This window comes from Paraburkholderia pallida (assembly GCF_004524855.1).
GTDB lineage: Bacteria > Pseudomonadota > Gammaproteobacteria > Burkholderiales > Burkholderiaceae > Paraburkholderia > Paraburkholderia oxyphila.
Window position 1 is genome coordinate 637,948 of sequence record NZ_CP038150.1, and the last position, 17,373, is coordinate 655,320.

A 17,373-nucleotide genomic window follows, 5' to 3' on the forward strand; every position below is an offset into this window, starting at 1 on the left:
TCACCGCCGATTTCAACCACCTCAATAACGCAAGTGGAGACGACAATGAGCTGCATGTGCAACGAGACTTCCCATTCCGGCCGCATCGTCAATCGAAGCGCTGACAAGTTCACCGTCGGGATCGGCAACGTGGAGGTCATCCGGCTATACGAGACGACGCTGCTGGGCGAAACTGCGCAGACCTGGCTGCCCGACTTCAACCGTGAGCTCGTTCGCGAGCACGAGCACTGGCTGGCCCCGACCTACTACGATCCCGAGAGCGGCCGGATCCCCATGCCCGTGCATAGCTGGATCGTTCGCACACCCAGGCATACCGTGCTCATCGACAGCTGTATTGGCAACCACAAACACCGGCCCGGTCTGTCCGAGATGCACCAGTTGTCGACGCACTACCTGGAACGGATGGCGGCGCTCGGCGTTCACCCCGAAGAGATCGACTATGTGATGTGCAGCCACCTGCATGCCGACCATGTGGGCTGGAACACGCGGCTGGTGAACGGCACCTGGGTGCCTACGTTCCCGAATGCGCGCTACGTCATCTCGCAGGTCGAGTACGACCACGTGTTGCGAGCCATCACGACGGGCACGAGCGGCGTGCCGGGCTGGTTTGCGCCAATGTATAACGACAGTGTTCTGCCGATCGTCGAAGCCGGGCAATCCGTGATGTTCGACGACACGTATTCGCTCGACGATACCTTCCTGATCCGGCATGCGCCGGGGCACTCGCCGGGCCACGTCCGCATCGAACTATCCTCGCGCGGAGAAAGCGGCGTCTTCTGCGGCGACATGCTGCATACGCCGATCCAGATCCCCTTCTGGCAATGGAGCAGCCGCGTCTGCGACGACCGCGCCCTGGCGGCACAGTCGCGCAAGGAACTGCTGTCATTCTGCGCGGAAACCGGGGCCGTGCTGCTGCCTGGCCATTTCGAGTTTCCACATGTCGGCCATATCGTCGACGAGGCGGGAAGCTTCGGCATCCAGTTCATGCGCTAGGCCGCGCGCTTGTCCGGCAACACGGGCCACATCCCGCCACGTTGGCGGGATGTGGCCTGGCTTATTTTTCAGCCGGATTTAGGTTGCTTTTCGATCATCAAGGACAGGTGATCCAGATCTTCACGCAACAGGGCTAGCGCTTCAGACACGTCGCCCGCGCTCTTCAGTTGACGCCTGGCCGGCCGGATCACGGATTGCACCGCGAGTTCCGCGATCGTATCCGCAATCTCCTCCGCGCTCTTCGGGCCATCGGGCTTGTACCAGAAGGCGGGCCAACTGCACATCCCGATCATCGTGAACGCCGTCACCTTTGCATCGACGACGCGGAACACGCCGACTTTCACGCCCGCTTCGATGGCCGCAGTGAAATTGCTGAGGACCGCCCGTTTGGCTTCTTCGTTCGCGCGATAGGCGCGCTCCGGCAACTGCTGCTCGGTCCGGTCGACGACCCTGAACTCGTTGTGATGGCTCAGTATCAGCATCGTGTGCTGATGGACCAGCGTGCGCAACCATTCCTTCGGGTCGGTATTCGCCTCCGACGTGGCCCGGCTCGAAAGGCGCCGGGCCCTCAATGTCACCTCTTCCACCAGCGCCGTGAGGATCTCATCCTTGTTCTTGAAATAGTAGTAAACCGCCGTGCGTGTCATGCCCAGCGCTTCCGCGATCTCCTGCATGGACGCGCCGCCGAATCCCTTCTCGATGAAGAGCCGCGCCGCCGCATTCAGGATCTGCTCCTTTTGCGCTTCTGCGTGTACCTTTGCCACGAAAACACTCCTGTAGACGTGCGGCGGTCCGCACCTCGCCTCACCCGATGGCTACTGGCCGATTGTGGCCAACACCGGCACGCTGGCATGCATGGAGCCCGATGTCATGCGCCCCGAACGAGGCGATTTTACCTGATTGTCAAATTTTTAACGCAGATGATTGATGCCGCCGCGGCGCTAACGTATAGCCGCCACCGGAGCTCATCCACGTGAATCGTCCCAAGAGTGCCGCGCGGCCGGCCCTGACACATGGGCGAGCCGCATCACCGGGTTAACGTCTATGTATAAATATTTGACACATTCGTCGAACGATCATAGCATCGTGACTCAGCTGGACAGGCACACGCCTGCAAGCTGCGGCGATCGCTCCGGGAATGTCCCATTTCCACTTCTTCTGCACGATCGCCGGCTTCCATGACACAGACGGGAAACTGCACGACGTATCGCCCGCCACCAGTGTAAGCACCGGCGGTCTACGAGATTTTTCCCGCCAAAAAATCATTAGTAACACTAATTAAATAGCAAGAAGACGGAGACATTCATGCGGAAAAGGAGTCGACTCCCGCTCAAACGAATCGTTTGCGCGATCGGATGGACGATCATCGGCGGTACTGCCCATGCACAGGGCAGCGTCACGCTATACGGCATCCTCGATGGCGGACTGCTGTATACGAGCAAGACATTGGACGCGGCGACAGGCCAGAACGCCGGCCATCAGTTTTCGGCGACCGACGGTGGCATGTCGCCGACGCAGTTCGGCCTGACGGGAACCGAGGACCTCGGTGCTGGCCTGAAAGCGCGCTTCAAGCTGGAAAGCGGCATCAGCATCATGAACGGCGGATTCAACAATTCCAACGGCAATATGTTCGGCCGTCAGGCCTATGTGGCGCTGGATAGCCCGTACGGCACCGTCACGGCCGGCCTGCAGTTTTCGCCGTTTTTCCTCGCCATCTACGGCACCGATCCGCGCGGCTTCTCGCAATTCGGCAGTGGCCTCGAGCTCTATGTCGACAACGTTCTGGGCACCGGCGCATTCAATGCGAACGGTATTTCCTGGGCGAGCCCCGACATCTATGGCTTCCGGGGCAGCGTGATGCTCGCGCTGGGCGGCAGCGCGGGCAATTTCCAGGCAGGCCGGCAATACTCCGCGAGTCTGCAGTACGAGAACGGCAGCCTGCTGGTCAATGCAGCGATCTATTCGGGCAACAGCGGCGGCACGGTAGACACGCCGGTTCCGTCGACGCTCGCGTACTGGGGTCGCACGCTCGGCGCGACCTACAAGTTCGGCATCGTCACAGCGAAGCTGCAATTCGTGAACTACAAGGTCGCCCAGTCGTTCAACTCCAATATCTACAGCGGCGGGCTCGACTGCTACGTGACGCCCCAGCTCGACCTGAACGGCGGCGTCTATTTCACCAGCGACCGGAATCACACCGCGAATCACTCGATCATGGGCGCGCTAGGCGCCACCTACTCCGTTTCGCGGCGCACCTCGCTCTATGCGCAAGTGGGCGTGGTCGACAACCACGGCGCGATGGATACCGGCTTGTCGCTCAACAACGCGCTCTACGGTGTGCAAGGCACAACGATCGGCGCCAGTGCAGGCATCCGGCACACCTTTTGAGGCACGGCGCACGAGCAAGGCCAACCATCCACATCATCAAGGAGTAGAAATGATCAAGCTGACTTTGCGCTGTAAAAATGGCGCGAATTTCGTTACGGGCAACTTCCAGTCTGCCCCGGCGGGGCGCCTCGCCCAGGATTACCCGATCGTCGTGGCAATTCACGGCGGAACGTATACAGCAGACTATTTTCATATCGAAGGCTGCTCGCTCTTCGAGCGCGCCGTTGCGTTGGGCATTCCTGTCTTCACGGTCAACCGGCCCGGCTATGCGGACAGCGTGAAAAAAGCAGGCCAGGATTGCTCGATCGTGTCCAACGCCGAGCTTCTGAACGGCGCGCTATCCGAATTGTGGGAGACCCAACGCGCGAATGCCAGGGGCATCTTTCTGGTCGGGCACTCGATCGGTGGCGCGATCGCCATTCAGATGGCCGCGCTCGACAAGACGTGGCCATTGCTTGGCCTCTCGATCTCCGGCGTCGGTGTGCGCGAGCCCGACTCTGTACTAGCGCAATGGCGCACGTTGCCGCCGGACGAATTGATCGAGATCCCGCCGCCAGCCAAAGACCAGCTGATGTACGGCCCAACAGGCACCTTTATTCCCGAGCGACGGCACGCCGCGCACCGCGCGGACCATGCGATGCCACGACAGGAACTGCTGGATATCGCCTTCGAGTGGCCGCGTCTCCTTCAGGAAGCGGCTCCCCGCGTCGACGTTCCGGTGCACTACAGGCAGCCGGAATTCGACAATCTTTGGGTCGTGAACGAAACCGAAGTCCGGGATTTGGCCTCCCGCTTCATCAATTCACCATGGATAGATGCGCAGGTCTTCAAGGGCGCGGGCCACAACATCGACTTCCACCGGCTCGGCGAAGCTTTTCACCTTCAGCAACTCGCATTTGCGCTGGGCTGCTGCGTCAGCACCGCAAGCCCGGCGTAGATCGTCCTGGTGCAACGCAATGTCGGGCCAGTACAGGACAGCGATGGCCCAGGCGTTAACGTTATGCTCAAATATTTGACGTTGTTGTCAAACACGCCTAATATGACTCCATGTTCACGCTGCCTCTCGCCATTGCCCCCATGAACTCAAGCGCTTCCCCCCTCCACGCCACCCAGGCAACTGCTGGATTCCTCAATACCGACTGGAATCCGCGCGATGTCCCGTCCGGCACGCTCACCACCAACGTGGTGCTGCGCACCGCCGACCAGGCGGCCACCGGCGGCTCGCTATACCGCCCGGCGACACCCACGGACACGGTGGTGTGCGTCATGCACCCCCGCGAGTTCATGGCCTGCCACTACCTGATCCCCGATATCGTCGGCGCGGGCTATGCGGCCTGGTCGCAATCGCCGCGCTCGGTCGGCAACGATCTGCGGCTGGAACATGAATTCGCGCTGTACGACGTGGCCGCCGGCCTCCAGTATCTGCGGGCCGCGGGCTTCACGCGCATCGTGCTGCTGGGCAATTCCGGCGGCGCGGGGTTGTATGCAATGTATGCGCAGCAGTCCGCGCTGCCGGGCGCGCAGCGCATCGCCCGCACCCCGGGTGGACGGCCCACGCAGCTGGCCGAGCTCGACATGCCCGTCGCGGACGGCTTCGTGCTGGTCGGGCCGCATCCGGGTCAGGGCGCGCTGCTGCTGAACTGCATCGATCCGAGCGTGACGGACGAAAACGATCCGCTGTCCGTCGATCCGTCGCTCGATCCGCTCTCGCCTGCCAACGGCTACGCGGGCAAGGAAGGCACGCGCTACAGCAGCGAGTTCATCGAGCGCTACCGTGCGGCGCAGCGCGCGCGGGTAGCCCGCATCGACGAGCAGGCCAGGGCGCTGATCGCACGCCGCCAGGCGGCCCGCCAGCGCGTGAAAGAGGCTGGCGCGAAGGGTCTGAAGGCCACGCCCGAAGACCGCCGGCTGGCCGGCCACACGCCGATCTTCAACGTCTGGCGCACCGATGCGGACCTGCGCTGCTTCGACCTCACGCTCGATGCGTCGGAGCGCAAGTTCGGCTCGCTCTGGGGCGCCGACCCCTATGCCTCCAACTACGGCGCGGTCGGCTTTGCGCGCCAGTGCACGCCGGAAAGCTGGCTGTCCACCTGGTCGGCGCTGTCGTCCAACGCCTCGCTGTCGGCAACGGCGGCGTCCATCACGCAACCGGTGCTGGTCGTCGAGTACACGGGCGACCAGGCGTGCTTCCCGGGCGACGTGCAACGCATCGTCGAGGCCATCGCAACGCCCGGCAAGCGTCACCTGCGCGTGCGCGGCGACCACCACGGCCGCGCGTTGACACCCGATGAAGCGCCGGGCCGGCGCGAGGCTGGCCGCCTGCTCGCCCAATGGCTGCAAGAGCAGTTTCCGCTCTGATCCAGCACCCGTTCATCGCGCTGGGCGCATGAAGCGCCCAGCCATCGCCATACCGATTCCTTTTGGAGGACAATCGATGTCCGAACGCACTCTCCCTGCCCTGACGCTGCGAGGCGTCGACCACACGGCGCGCCCCACCTGGCGGCTGCGCGAGACCGTCGAGTTCTACAGCGACAAGCTCGGCCTGCCGCTGATTCACGTGATCTCCGCGCGCGGCTGGGGGCCGCAAACGCACCCGGACTTCCTGCATTTCTTCTTCGATAGCGGCAACGGCAGCACGATTGCCTTCTTTTACTACCTCGGCAGCGAAGAGCCTGCGGGAATGCGCGAGCGTGCCGCCGTCCGGCCGCTGCCGGACGACCACGTAGCCGACGCCACCCATACCGCCTGGCTCGTCGACGGCCCCGAGGAACTTCGCGCGTGGAAGCAGCATCTGGAAGCGCAAGGGCTGGACGTGTCGGTGGAGACCCGGCATGAAGTGATCGAATCCATTTATGTGCGCGACCCCAACGGCTACTTCGTGGAGTTCACGCACAAACTGCGGCCGCTGACGGCGCTGGACGCGGCCGATGCCTGGCTGACGCTGCAGGCAGCGATGGGACTGGAGGACGCCGCGCGCGCGGGTGGCCATGCGCTCGATACCGTGGATGCGATCTGGAACCGCAAGGCGGCGTTGCTGAGGGAACACGGTGTGGCATCCGGCGCGCCGGTAAGCATTGCCGTTCCCCGCGTGGAGGAGTTCGCGCCCCTCGTGGATGCCGCGCAGCGGCATCCGGATTGCCGTGTGCGTGAAGGTAAGGAATACGATGTAATCGAGGCCGATGGCCCCGTCGAATTCGAACGCAAGGCACTCGGTTTCAAGCCGGCCCTGTGGTACGGCATGCTGACCGGCGGCGTGCATGGGCTCATCGAGCGTTTCGACCGCGACGTCCTGCGCATTGCGCCGGCACAATCCTGAGCAGGCGCAGGAGGAGACCACCATGCAGACCCATGTCGAACACCCGATTGCCGGCGTCGTGTACCCCCCTGCGGCGCGAGCCGAAGCCGCTCTCGCCAGCGGCTCCTGGATCGCCACGACCGTCGGCGACGCGTTGCGCGCGAGTGCCCGGCGCCATCCGCAGCGCGCGGCCTTTATCGGCGAAGAGCGCAGCATCAGTTTCGCCGAGCTAGACGAGGCGACCGAGCGACTCGGCGCCGCCCTTTTGACATCCGGGCTCGTACCGGGCGACCGGGCCATCTTTCAGCTCGGCACCACGATCGAGACCGCCATCGCACTGCTGGCCTGCTTCAAGGCCGGCATCGTGCCGGTCTGCTCGCTGCCTCAACACCGCGAGATCGAGATCGGCCAGCTCACTGAGCAATCCGGCGCGCGCGGCTACTTCGTGCAGGCGGACTTTGGAACGAGCTTTGACCTGCCGGCGTTTGCCGAGTCGATGATGGCGCGCCATGCCTCGCTCGAGCACCTCGTCATCGTGCGCGGAGAACGCGCCGGCGCCGCCAGTCTGCAAGCGCTGATCGACGGCACGCCGCTCGAGCGGGCCCGTGAGCGCCTTGCCCGCGAGTCCATCGGTCTGGCAGACGTGCTCAGCTTCCAGCTCTCCGGAGGCACCACCGGCGTACCCAAGATCATTCCGCGCTTTCATGCCGAATACCTGGGCCACTCCGCCGGCTGGATGCGACGCTACCGCATCGACGCCGATAGCCGGCTGATCTGGTCGCTGCCGCTGATGCACAACGCCGGCCAGCTATACACGCTGATTCCCGCCGCGCTGACGGGTGTCACGGTGGTGCTGATGCCCAGGGTGGACATCCCGCGCATGCTGGACCTGATCGGGGAGCACCGGGTCACGCACGCGCTGTCGATCGGGCCCATTGCGCCCCAGCTGATGGCCTATCCGGACATCGCGCGCCACGATCTGTCGTCGCTGAAGCTGTTCTCGACGCTGAGCCGCTCCGATACGCTCGAGGCCCATCTGGACGTGCCTTGTTCGAACCTGTACGGCATCACCGAAGGCCTGCTGCTCGGGTCACCGGCCGACGCCCCCGCCGAGGCGCGCCACGGGACCCAAGGCCGCTCCGGCTGCGACGATGACGAAATCCGGCTGCTCGAGCCCGGATCCGAACGCGCGGTGCCGGAAGGCGAGATTGGCGAGCTGTGCTTTCGTGGCCCCTCGAGCCTCACGGGCTATTTCGCGAGCCCCGAAGCCAACGCCCAGTCCTTCACCACCGATGGCTTCTACCGGACCGGCGACCTGGTCACCGCACGCCGGATTGGCGACGCGCTCTATTACACGTTCGAGGGGCGTCTGCGCGACAACGTCAACCGCGGCGGCGAGAAGATCGGCTGCGAGGAGGTGGAAGGCCACGTCAGCCAGCATCCCGCCGTGGCCGACGCCAAGCTCGTGGCCATGCCCGATCCGTTCTACGGCGAGAAGGGCTGCATCTACATCATCGCGCGCCCCGGCATGCAGGCGCCGGATGTGCAGGCGCTCGGACAATTTCTCGTCGGGCGCGGCCTCGCCAAATACAAGTGCCCCGAGCGCGTCATGGTGGTCGACGAGTTTCCGCTCACGCGTGTCGGCAAGGTGGACAAGCCGGCGATGAAGCGGCACATCTCCGGCATCCTGGAGCAGGAGGGCAAGCCATGAGCGCACTGGCTCCAATCGACTACCTGCCCTACCCGCGCGAGTGCGGGTGCGCATCAGCAACCTCCAACACCCAGGACGCCACACCATGAAGATCGACATCGTGGGCGCCGGCCCGGCCGGCATGTACTTCGCACTGCTAGCCAAAAAGCACAATCGCGCCCATCAAATCCGTATCTACGAACAAAACCCCGAGGGCGCGACTTATGGCTGGGGCGTCGTGTTCTCCGACGTCGGCCTGTCCTTCCTCAAGGAAGCCGACCCGGACTTCTTCGAGGCGTTCATCGCTCACCATGAGCGCTGCGACTACATGGAAATCGTGCACCGGGGCACCCACGTGCAGGTGCACGGCAACCACTTCTCGCGCACCTCGCGCATCGACATGTTGCGGGTTCTGCAGCATGCGTGCGAGCGCGAGGGGATCCGCTTCGAGTACGGCCGGCGCATCGACGATGTCGGTGCGCTTGCCGCGGACTGCGACTTGCTGGTGGCCGCCGACGGCGGCAACAGCGCGGTGCGCACCCAATTGGCCGCACACTTTCAACCGCAGTTCGTCAGGCGTCGCAACAAGTTCGCGTGGTACGGCACGCATCAGCGCTTCCACCCTGTCTCGCTGATTTTCCGTGAAACCGGGCATGGCGTGTTCATCGCGCACAGCTATCAGTACAGCCCCGAACTGTCGACCTTCCTCGTCGAAGTCGATCCCGCGACCTGGCAACGCGCCGGGCTCGACAAGGCGAGCGAGGACGAGAGCCGGCGCTTCTGCACCGAAGTGTTCCGCGCCGAGCTGGGCAGCAACGAACTGCTGACCAACCGTTCGCTCTGGTTCGAAGCGAACATCGTCAGCAACGAGCGCTGGAGCCACGGCAACATCGTCTTGCTCGGCGATGCGCTGCGCACCGTGCACTTCTCGCTCGGCTCGGGCACGCGCATGGCGATGCAGGACGCGATCGCGCTGCACCGTGCGGTGGCGGCGCATCCGGACAACCTCCCCGGCGCGTTCGAGGCATTCGAGGCTGAGCGCAGGCCTGCATCGTCGAGCTTCCAGAGTGCGGCGGCGAAGAGCCTCGACTGGTATGAAAACGTCGCCGACAAGCTGCACCTCGATCCGCTGCGCTTCGCCTACGACTACATGCGCCGCACCGGACAGGTCAGCCACGAAGACCTCAAGCAGCGCGACCCGCGTTTCGCCGCGGCCTGCGAAGCGCTGCAGGGCAGCCCCGTGGTTGCCTGATACCCGCACCTTCGAATAGAGGAAGACACCGTGACCCAGCTTTACCGCATCGGGCAGATCGTGCCCAGCTCCAACACGACGATGGAAACCGAGATTCCCGCCATGTTCCGCGCACGCGAGGCGATTCGTCCCGACGAACGCTTCACGTTCCACTCGAGCCGAATGCGCATGCACAAGGTGACCCGCGAGGAACTGGCAGCGATGAACAAGGAAGGGCTGCGCTGCGCCGCGGAACTGGCCGACGCACGGGTGGACGTGATGAGCACCGCGTGCCTCGTGGCCATCATGGCGATGGGGCTCGGGTACCACCGCCAGATCGAGCGGGAACTGACCGAAATCGCGCGAGCCAACCAGTGCCTCGCGCCGGTGATGACATCGGCTGGCGCGCTGGTCGAAGGGCTGAAGACGCTGGGCGCGCGCCGCATCGCGCTCATGGCGCCTTACATGAAGCCACTGACCGACCTCGTCGTGCAGTACATCGAGCACGAAGGGATCGAGGTCGCCGATGCGATCTGCTTCGAGATTCCCGACAACCTGGAAGTGGGACGGCGCGATCCGCTGCAATTGCTGGAAGACGTGAAGCGTCTCGACACGCGTGGCGTCGACGTGATCGTCGCATCTGCATGCGTGCAGATGCCGTCGCTGCCGGCCGTCCAGCGCATTCAGGATGCAACCGGAATTCCAACGGTGTCGACCGCCGTCTGCACGGTACGGCGGATGCTCGAGCATCTCGGTCTGGCGCCGGTGGTTCCCGGCGCCGGGGCGTTATTGCAGGCCGCGTGATTCGTCACAACGCGGCGTTCAGGCTCATGTGCCGGATGCGGGCGGGCACACAGGCTGCCTGGCGCCGTGAATCGGCCCGCATCCGTGTGGTCCCGCTGACACGGTGCGGGCCGCGCAGCAGAATCAGTGCGCTGCCGCAGGGTCGGCGTGACGCGGCGCACGCCAGATCACACCGATCAGCATCCCGAGCACGGACAGTGCTGCGATGTACCACGCCGGCGCCATCACGAAGCCCTGCTTGCCCACGAGATAGGACGCGAGCGCAGGCGCGGTGCCGCCGAACACGGCATAGGCGACGTTGTACGACAGCGCGAAGCCCGTGAAGCGCACTTCGGCCGGAAACGACTTGACGATGATGTAAGGCCCGAGCGTGATCGTGCCGATGATGAATCCTCCGGCGATGTAAAGCGGCCAAACCGCGGCGCTCTTCGCGGCAAGCGCCATGAAGAAGGCCACGCTCACGGCCAGCATCGCGGCGCTGCCGATCGCATAGGCGCGGCCGCCGCCGATCCTGTCCGCGGCCCAGCCCGCCACTGAGCTGCCCACAATCAGACCGAGTATCGACCACGAGTTATTGGTGAACACCTCCTTGGGCGCAAAGTGAAACTGCGTCTGCAATAGCGTGGGCGTGTAAAGGAAATAGAGAACGAAAATTCCCGAGAACACCCACGTAACCAGCAGGCCGAAAAGCACCGCCTTGCCATGCTGCGTGAGCACGACCGAAAGCGGCAGCCGCGAGTCGGCCTGGCGCTTCGCACGAAGGGCCTCGAACACCGGCGTTTCCTGCAAATAGCGGCGCAGATAAACCGAGATCAACCCGAACAGACCGCCGGCAATGAAAGGAACACGCCATCCCCATGTCGTGAGACTGTCTGCGTCGAGATTGCCGATGAGAAACTTCGCGCTCAATGCGCCAAGCAGGATGCCCGTGCACAAGCCCGACATCAGCAGGCCGCATGCGAGACCGACCCGGTCACGCCGGACATGTTCCGCGCAGAAGATCCATGCCCCCGGCACCTCGCCGCCGACCGACAAACCCTGAAGCACGCGACATAGCAGAAACAGCAAGGGCGCACCGAGGCCGAACGTGGCATAGCTGGGCAAGAGTCCGATCAGCAGCGTGGGGGCGGCCATCAGGAACAGGCTCAGTGCAAACATCTTCTTGCGGCCGATCCTGTCGCCAAAGTGCGCAAAGAAGATCCCGCCGATGGGGCGCACCAGATACCCGGCCGCGAAGATGCAGAACACCTCCAGCTGCGCGAGCCACGGTGGCGTGTGGGGCGGGAAAAATACCGTTGCAAGCAGCTTGGTAAAGAACACGGCAACGATGAAGTCGTAGTACTCGAGCGCGCCGCCCAGCGACGCAAGCGAGAGGGTCTTGATGTCATTGCGGCTCATCGAGCGCCCTTCCAGGGCGCCCTGATCCGTACGGATAGGGGTAGAACTCATCGCTGATCTCCAAACACAGATTGAATCCGGGGCCGACGCATGCATCCTATAATCAGTACACTGATCATATGAGGGGAACATGAGGACAAAAGTCCGAAGGTTCCTGATCTTGTTGCGAAGTGCCGTTTTCTTGTTAGCGGCGGTTACCCGGACCGTGGGGTGGAAAAGATTTGCTCCGTCATCAATTGTTCAGTACGCTGACGGTTTACGTTGTATCCGGAAAAAATGCCGTGCGCAACATCCTTTGTCGAGTGTTCAAGGGAGGGTTTGTCCTGATTCGTTCGTCGTCCCGATACAGGCCGGCCTCCTGTTCGAACCGGACGCTTGTGACATGTGAGCAGGACGCCGTTAAACTTGCATAGTTAGTGCTTTTCAAAAGGTCGAACATGGGCACCGTTGCCGATACGAAAGCTGCCAGCGCCACCATCGAAACCGGGCATTTGTGGCAGCGCCCTGGCTTTCTCATCCGCCGTCTCAATCAGATTCATATCGCGCTCTTCTTCGAGTGCTGCAAGGGCTTCGAAATCACACCGGTTCAATATGGCCTGTTGACCACCCTGAGTGAGCGGCCAGGACTCGACCAGACCTCCCTGTGCGCCGAAGTCGGTGTCGACCGCACAACGATGGCCGATGTGTTGCGCCGGCTCGAAGAACGTGGGCTCGTCAAGCGCGAGCCGAGTCCCGCCGACGGGCGCCAGAAGATCGCCAATATCACCACCAAAGGACGTCGTGTCATGAACGAGATGTACGAGAGCATGCGCGAAGCCCAGGTTCGGTTTCTTGCGCCGCTGGATCCGAAAGAGCGCGCCGAGTTCGTTCGCATGATGATGCTGCTGGTCGAAGGCAATAACCAGTACGGACGTACATCGCTGAAACATTTCGACTGAAAGCTCAATGGCGTGCGACACCGGCCCGCGCGCGGTCAAAAGCGATGCAAGATTCCTACCCGCGCAAGCAGTTGCTTGTCGTTGCTCGATGCGCCCGATACCGCCATGATCCACGCCTGGGGATCGTGCTCCCCGCTCACCTTCTGGTACACCGCTTCCGTGTACAGCAATGTGGCTTTCGACAGCGCGTAACGCAGGCCCAGTGCAAACTGGTTGGCTTTGTTGCCGGCGAGCACCGCATTGCCTTTCATCAGTTCGTAGTCGCCACCCACCGATAAAGCCGGCGTCGCCTGATAGTGCGCGCCGATCTGGTACACGTTGATCGTCGCGTTGTTCGCCGTGTTTTTCGTGTTCGTGTACAGCACGTTAAGGCCGGACAGACCGAACCGGTACTCCGCGCCCGCGCCGAAGTTGCGTATCCCGCCTATGCCCTCCGAGAGTTGCGCGTAGCGCTGATACGTGTACGCCGCGCCGACGGAAACCGGGCCATTGGAATAATTGACGCCGAAGCTGTTGCCGTCATTGCGCGCCACCGAGCCCGCGACGCCCCCAAAGCCGTATTGCGCCCCGGCCGACAGTCCGTACCAGGTGGGCGTCGTGTATTTGACCGAGTTGGGCATGGCGGTGCCGGACATGCGATCGAAGTTCGAGCTCCCGGTTGAATTGCCAGGAATGCCGAGCGCGGAAAATGGTCCCTGTCTAAAACCATAAAGTCCCGCGATGGAGATCGAATTGTCAAAGCGCAGCAACGAGTCGATCATGAAATCGTACTGCTCGCCGAGCGTCAGTTTCCCGTAGCGGTCGTTCGCAAGCCCCACATAAGCATTTCGACCAAAAAGTCCGCCGCCATTGGTCGGAAAAATGGCGCCCGTGCCGAGATTGAATTGGTCGATCAGTTCGAATATCGCCTTATTGCCGCCGCCGAGGTCTTCTGTGCCACGCAAGCCCCACAGGTTGGGCGTCGCGATGCCGTTGTCCATCGTGTAGGCGTGGCCACCCTTCGCATTGGTCACCATCGTAATGCCCGCGTCCAGCGCCCCCCAGAGCTGCACGGAAGACTGCGCATGCACGGATGCGGCGGCCACCAAAGTCCATGCCGTCGCGGCAACGGCCCATGACATTTTCATTTCGAATCCCTGTTCGAGAGGTCGCAAGAAGGCCTCCCTGTGCGAACGCACAGGGAGAAACTTCCTGATTGAAGTGAGCGCCTTCAGTTACTTCGAGATGTCCCGGTGGCAAGTTTCCGGGACAAAAGCGACACCGACGATCAGCGAGATGCCCGCGACGACTACGGGATACCAAAGGCCGAAGTAGACGTTCCCCTTCGCTACCGCCATCGCCGAAACCACAAACGGCAGCATCCCGCCAAACCATCCGGATCCGACATGGAACGGGAGTGACAGCGACGTATAGCGGATCCTCGCGGGGAACAGTTCGACCATGAACGCGGCCATGGGTCCGTAGATCATCGCCAGATACATGATCAGCAGCCACATGAGGAACACGACCATGGGGGCGTTGATCCGCTCGGGATCGGCGTGTTGCACCCAGCCGGCCGCCAGCAGCGCATGCTCCAGGGCTTGCTGGTCGGCCCCATGCACAGTCAGACCACCGATGGTCGTTGCGGTGGTTTGGCCCGCTTGCAGCGGGACCTGCTGGTACGAAACACCCGATGCAGTCAGCAAAGCGCGAATACGGTCGCACTCGGACTTCGGCGCGCCGAACAGCGAAAAACGGCAATCATCGGCATGGACAACCACGGGCGAGCTTTGCTGGAACGCTTCCAGTTCGGGATTCGCGTAATGGGTCAGCGCGTGAAAGATCGGCTGCGTCGTGAGCATCAGCAACAGACAGGCGCTCATCATGATCCACTTGCGGCCGATACGGTCGGAGAGCCAACCGAAGAACAGATAGAACGGGAAGACACCGATCAGCGCCATGGAGAGGTAAAGATTGACCGTGTTGGGCGCGACCTTCAACGTATTCTGCAGAAAATACATCGTGTAGAAGTGGCCGGTTCCAAACACGACCCCGACACCCGACGCGGTGCTAAACAGCATGATGAGCACATACTTGAGGTTCTCCCACTTGCCGAAGCTCTCGCTAATCTGCGACTTCGACAATGTGCCCGCGTGCTTCATGGCCTGAAATGTCGGCGATTCGGCCAGCCTGGTGCGAAGATAGACCGAGATCAGCAGCAAGATCAGCGATACCAGAAACGGCACGCGCCAGCCCCACTCCTGAAACGCAGCGCTGTCCATCAACGCCCGGCTGGCGCTCACCACGGCGATCGAGGTCAGCAGACCCAGGGTTGCCGTAGTCTGCAATGAACTGGTGTAAAAGCCGCGGCGGTGCGCCGGTGAGTGTTCGGCCAGGTAAGTCGCCGCGCCGCCCGTTTCCCCTCCCAGCGCGAAGCCTTGCAGCAGTCGCAGCACTACGAGCAATAGCGGCGCGAGCATGCCGATTTTCGTGAAAGGCGGCAGCAGCCCGACACCGACGGTCGCCATGCCCATCAGAACGATGGTGGCCATGAAGGTGTATTTGCGGCCAATCCTGTCGCCGAGCCGGCCGAAAAACAACGCACCGAGCGGACGCACCAGAAACCCGGCGCCGAACGTGGCGAGACTGGTCAGGAATGCCGTGGTTTCGTTGCCGCTGGGGAAAAACAACGTACTGAACGTGCCCGCTAGCGCGGCGTAGATATAAAAGTCGTACCATTCGAGCAGCGCGCCAAACGAGGAAGCGACGATCAGCGTCAACTCATGTCGGGTGACAAGGCGCGCAGAGGACGCCGACCTGGGGATATCCATTGTCTCTCCATGCAGGCACGATGGCCTTATATTTAATAGTTATACTTATTAATAGCGGTGAATCCATATCACCGAAAATCGCCCCACGACATGACACCGGAGCGAACGCGCGATGTTTCACGCGCCCGCTCCTTGCTACCCGTTACCGCGCCGCGAGCATGTCGAGCGCTTCGTCACGCGACATCACGGCAGCATATTTCTGCGCCATATCGAACAAATTGGCATCGTGCGGCGCGATGGCGCGATCGCCGACACAATCCGACAAAACGAAGGGTCGAAAACCATACTGCATGGCATCCACGACGCTCGAGCGCACACAACCGCTTGTCACCGCCCCGGCCACCACCAGCGTTTGCACGCCACGCTGGGCGAGCCACGCGGCCAACGAGGTCCCGAAGAACGCCGAAGGCACCGTTTTTCGCACCACGAGCTCCCCTTCACGAGGCGTCAATTGCGGCACGATCGCGCTGTTGTGTGCGTGCTCCTTCAACGTGAGCAAGCCCGGAACCTTCAGTGTGAAGATGTTTTCGTCCGAGTCGTCGTCCGCAAACACGATGCGCGTATGCGCGATCGGCCAGCCCTGTTCTCGAGCATGCACGAGGAGCGGCACCGTATTGGCAATCGCCTGCGCGACGTTGCCGCCGCCAAACACGGCCGGATCTGCGAAGCCGTTGACGAAGTCGATGATGAGCAGCCCTGCCTGCCCCTTCGGCTGTAATGGCGTCCCGAAGCTTTGGCGCTGGTAGGTGTCGATATCACTGGGCATCTGTTGCTCCTATCGGTCGAGTACCACGCCATTGCGCACGACTGCCTCGCCATCGAGGTAGACGTCGCAGTGCCGCAGAGGGATGTCGATGTGGCAGGTGGTCGTGCGTTTTCCGCCAGCCTCGTTGTTGGGCCCGAGAGAGAACAGAAAATTGCCCTCGAAGGCACGCGCATCCATCCCGATGGTCGCCTCGCGGTCGTAGAGTCCGAGCGTCGACCAGTGGGCACGCGGTTGCAGCCCCCAGCCAATGTGCGAGATCGCGTAAGCCTCGGGATCGTTGAAGCTGGCCATGTATTCGGACAGCAACTGCGCGTCGATCGCGCCTTCGATACGCGTGGCGAAGCCCTGCTCGACGGTCAATGCAATCGGGTCATTCACGTAACACTTTTGCGGCAGGAGAATGTCCCCGCGATCGATCACGATACGCCCGTGTGCGCCGCCCTCGTTCGGGAACGTCAGTGCGAAACCGCTTGGCCAGTGATCCCACCGCCCAGGCTCATCCACGTAACCATATTCCGCGATCGGCTCGAATTCACCGAGCGGACAGCGAAAGTCCGTGCCTGCCCTGGAAACGATGCGCATCTCTTTCGCCCGTGCAATGCGCGCTCGCGCGGCCAGTACGCGCTCGCGATCCGCCTCGGTGGGCACGAGCCGCGTCAGCACTTCGGGCGGCTCGACGGCGAGCAGAATCTTCGTTCCCGTCTTCAGGATATCGAGTTGCTCCGGCGAAAACAGCAACGTCATCAGGTCGAGCACGAGGTCGCTTTCCTTGAGCGCTGCGATGGCGGCCCGGTTCCCCGTCAGTGGCGTCGTGCCCAAATAAGCCAGCGAATCACGGCTCAGGGCCTTCTCGCCATTGACGGGCGGCAGATCGAGTCGGTTCACGACCGCGCCCATCGACTGGGTTGCAATCAGCGCGGTCGCGAGCGTCTGCGGATGCGTGGCCGAGCTGGTCAAAATCGTGACGTTCTGCCCCGGCTCGAGCCGCGATAGCTTGAGTACCTTCGTCCACGCTTCGACCATCTGGAAGTCACTAACAGGCATCTCGCCTCCTTGATTG

General features: G+C 62.6%; 15 protein-coding genes. 9 read left to right on the forward strand and 6 right to left on the reverse strand.

The features are described 5' to 3' along the window. The first annotated feature begins 45 nt into the window (after positions 1-45). On the forward strand, positions 46-993 hold the full coding sequence (locus tag E1956_RS29510) for an MBL fold metallo-hydrolase (RefSeq protein WP_197732960.1): 948 nt from the start codon (positions 46-48) through the stop codon (positions 991-993). Positions 994-1,061: 68 nt separating this feature from the next. Here the strand turns inward: E1956_RS29510 and E1956_RS29515 are convergent, their stop codons facing one another. Then, positions 1,062-1,757: a TetR/AcrR family transcriptional regulator gene (locus E1956_RS29515; protein ID WP_134755885.1), complete on the reverse strand. Its 696-nt coding sequence runs from the start codon at positions 1,755-1,757 to the stop codon at positions 1,062-1,064. A gap of 541 nt (positions 1,758-2,298) precedes the next feature. Between E1956_RS29515 and E1956_RS29520 the strand changes: the two genes are divergently transcribed. The 7 genes from E1956_RS29520 to E1956_RS29550 all read left to right on the forward strand — a co-directional run bounded on the left by E1956_RS29520 (position 2,299) and on the right by E1956_RS29550 (position 10,401). Beyond that, the gene (locus E1956_RS29520) at positions 2,299-3,381 is read left to right on the forward strand and encodes a porin (protein WP_134755887.1); all 1,083 of its coding nucleotides are present in this window, start codon (positions 2,299-2,301) and stop codon (positions 3,379-3,381) included. A 49-nt stretch (positions 3,382-3,430) separates the two neighbouring features. Next, positions 3,431-4,318 carry an alpha/beta hydrolase gene (locus E1956_RS29525; RefSeq protein ID WP_134755889.1) on the forward strand — a complete coding sequence of 296 codons (888 nt, stop codon included), beginning with the start codon at positions 3,431-3,433 and terminating at the stop codon, positions 4,316-4,318. 110 nt (positions 4,319-4,428) lie between these two features. Then, positions 4,429-5,739 (forward strand): alpha/beta fold hydrolase, encoded by a 1,311-nt coding sequence (locus E1956_RS29530; RefSeq protein WP_418789322.1) that lies wholly within the window; start codon positions 4,429-4,431, stop codon positions 5,737-5,739. 76 nt (positions 5,740-5,815) lie between these two features. Continuing rightward, on the forward strand, positions 5,816-6,697 hold the full coding sequence (locus tag E1956_RS29535; protein WP_134755891.1) for a VOC family protein: 882 nt from the start codon (positions 5,816-5,818) through the stop codon (positions 6,695-6,697). A 22-nt stretch (positions 6,698-6,719) separates the two neighbouring features. After that, positions 6,720-8,387, forward strand: a complete 1,668-nt coding sequence (locus E1956_RS29540; protein WP_134755893.1) for an AMP-binding protein — start codon at positions 6,720-6,722, stop codon at positions 8,385-8,387. Between the two features lie 85 nt (positions 8,388-8,472). Next, entirely contained in the window at positions 8,473-9,618 is a 1,146-nt protein-coding gene (locus E1956_RS29545) for an FAD-dependent monooxygenase (protein ID WP_134755895.1), read from the forward strand. Positions 9,619-9,648: 30 nt separating this feature from the next. Further along, the gene (locus E1956_RS29550) at positions 9,649-10,401 is read left to right on the forward strand and encodes a maleate cis-trans isomerase family protein (RefSeq protein WP_134755897.1); all 753 of its coding nucleotides are present in this window, start codon (positions 9,649-9,651) and stop codon (positions 10,399-10,401) included. Positions 10,402-10,524: 123 nt separating this feature from the next. Here E1956_RS29550 and E1956_RS29555 read toward each other — a convergent pair whose 3' ends face one another. Then, positions 10,525-11,850 (reverse strand): MFS transporter, encoded by a 1,326-nt coding sequence (locus E1956_RS29555; RefSeq protein ID WP_167760155.1) that lies wholly within the window; start codon positions 11,848-11,850, stop codon positions 10,525-10,527. 386 nt (positions 11,851-12,236) lie between these two features. Between E1956_RS29555 and E1956_RS29560 the strand changes: the two genes are divergently transcribed. Beyond that, complete coding sequence (locus E1956_RS29560; RefSeq protein WP_197732961.1) at positions 12,237-12,737, forward strand: MarR family winged helix-turn-helix transcriptional regulator; 501 nt, start codon at positions 12,237-12,239, stop codon at positions 12,735-12,737. Positions 12,738-12,772: 35 nt separating this feature from the next. Here the strand turns inward: E1956_RS29560 and E1956_RS29565 are convergent, their stop codons facing one another. The 4 genes from E1956_RS29565 to E1956_RS29580 form a co-directional block, all read right to left on the reverse strand. Then, on the reverse strand, positions 12,773-13,864 hold the full coding sequence (locus tag E1956_RS29565) for a porin (RefSeq protein ID WP_134755899.1): 1,092 nt from the start codon (positions 13,862-13,864) through the stop codon (positions 12,773-12,775). An 87-nt stretch (positions 13,865-13,951) separates the two neighbouring features. Further along, the gene (locus E1956_RS29570; RefSeq protein ID WP_134755901.1) at positions 13,952-15,547 is read right to left on the reverse strand and encodes an MFS transporter; all 1,596 of its coding nucleotides are present in this window, start codon (positions 15,545-15,547) and stop codon (positions 13,952-13,954) included. 142 nt (positions 15,548-15,689) lie between these two features. Then, positions 15,690-16,313, reverse strand: a complete 624-nt coding sequence (locus E1956_RS29575) for an N-carbamoylsarcosine amidohydrolase (protein ID WP_134755903.1) — start codon at positions 16,311-16,313, stop codon at positions 15,690-15,692. Positions 16,314-16,322: 9 nt separating this feature from the next. After that, positions 16,323-17,357 carry a 2,5-dihydroxypyridine 5,6-dioxygenase NicX family protein gene (locus E1956_RS29580; RefSeq protein WP_134755905.1) on the reverse strand — a complete coding sequence of 345 codons (1,035 nt, stop codon included), beginning with the start codon at positions 17,355-17,357 and terminating at the stop codon, positions 16,323-16,325. Positions 17,358-17,373: the final 16 nt, after the last annotated feature.

What these genes read in the sequence shown, in the direction of transcription:
- E1956_RS29535 (WP_134755891.1), top strand. Translation starts at nt 5,816, where the DNA reads ATGTCCGAACGCACTCTCCCTGCCCTGACGCTGCGAGGCGTCGACCAC.
- E1956_RS29545 (WP_134755895.1), top strand. Translation starts at nt 8,473, where the DNA reads ATGAAGATCGACATCGTGGGCGCCGGCCCGGCCGGCATGTACTTCGCA.
- E1956_RS29560 (WP_197732961.1), top strand. Translation starts at nt 12,237, where the DNA reads ATGGGCACCGTTGCCGATACGAAAGCTGCCAGCGCCACCATCGAAACC.
- E1956_RS29525 (WP_134755889.1), top strand. Translation starts at nt 3,431, where the DNA reads ATGATCAAGCTGACTTTGCGCTGTAAAAATGGCGCGAATTTCGTTACG.
- E1956_RS29580 (WP_134755905.1), bottom strand. Translation starts at nt 17,357, where the DNA reads ATGCCTGTTAGTGACTTCCAGATGGTCGAAGCGTGGACGAAGGTACTC.
- E1956_RS29555 (WP_167760155.1), bottom strand. Translation starts at nt 11,850, where the DNA reads ATGAGTTCTACCCCTATCCGTACGGATCAGGGCGCCCTGGAAGGGCGC.
- E1956_RS29575 (WP_134755903.1), bottom strand. Translation starts at nt 16,313, where the DNA reads ATGCCCAGTGATATCGACACCTACCAGCGCCAAAGCTTCGGGACGCCA.
- E1956_RS29540 (WP_134755893.1), top strand. Translation starts at nt 6,720, where the DNA reads ATGCAGACCCATGTCGAACACCCGATTGCCGGCGTCGTGTACCCCCCT.
- E1956_RS29565 (WP_134755899.1), bottom strand. Translation starts at nt 13,864, where the DNA reads ATGAAAATGTCATGGGCCGTTGCCGCGACGGCATGGACTTTGGTGGCC.
- E1956_RS29530 (WP_418789322.1), top strand. Translation starts at nt 4,429, where the DNA reads ATGTTCACGCTGCCTCTCGCCATTGCCCCCATGAACTCAAGCGCTTCC.
- E1956_RS29520 (WP_134755887.1), top strand. Translation starts at nt 2,299, where the DNA reads ATGCGGAAAAGGAGTCGACTCCCGCTCAAACGAATCGTTTGCGCGATC.
- E1956_RS29570 (WP_134755901.1), bottom strand. Translation starts at nt 15,547, where the DNA reads ATGGATATCCCCAGGTCGGCGTCCTCTGCGCGCCTTGTCACCCGACAT.
- E1956_RS29510 (WP_197732960.1), top strand. Translation starts at nt 46, where the DNA reads ATGAGCTGCATGTGCAACGAGACTTCCCATTCCGGCCGCATCGTCAAT.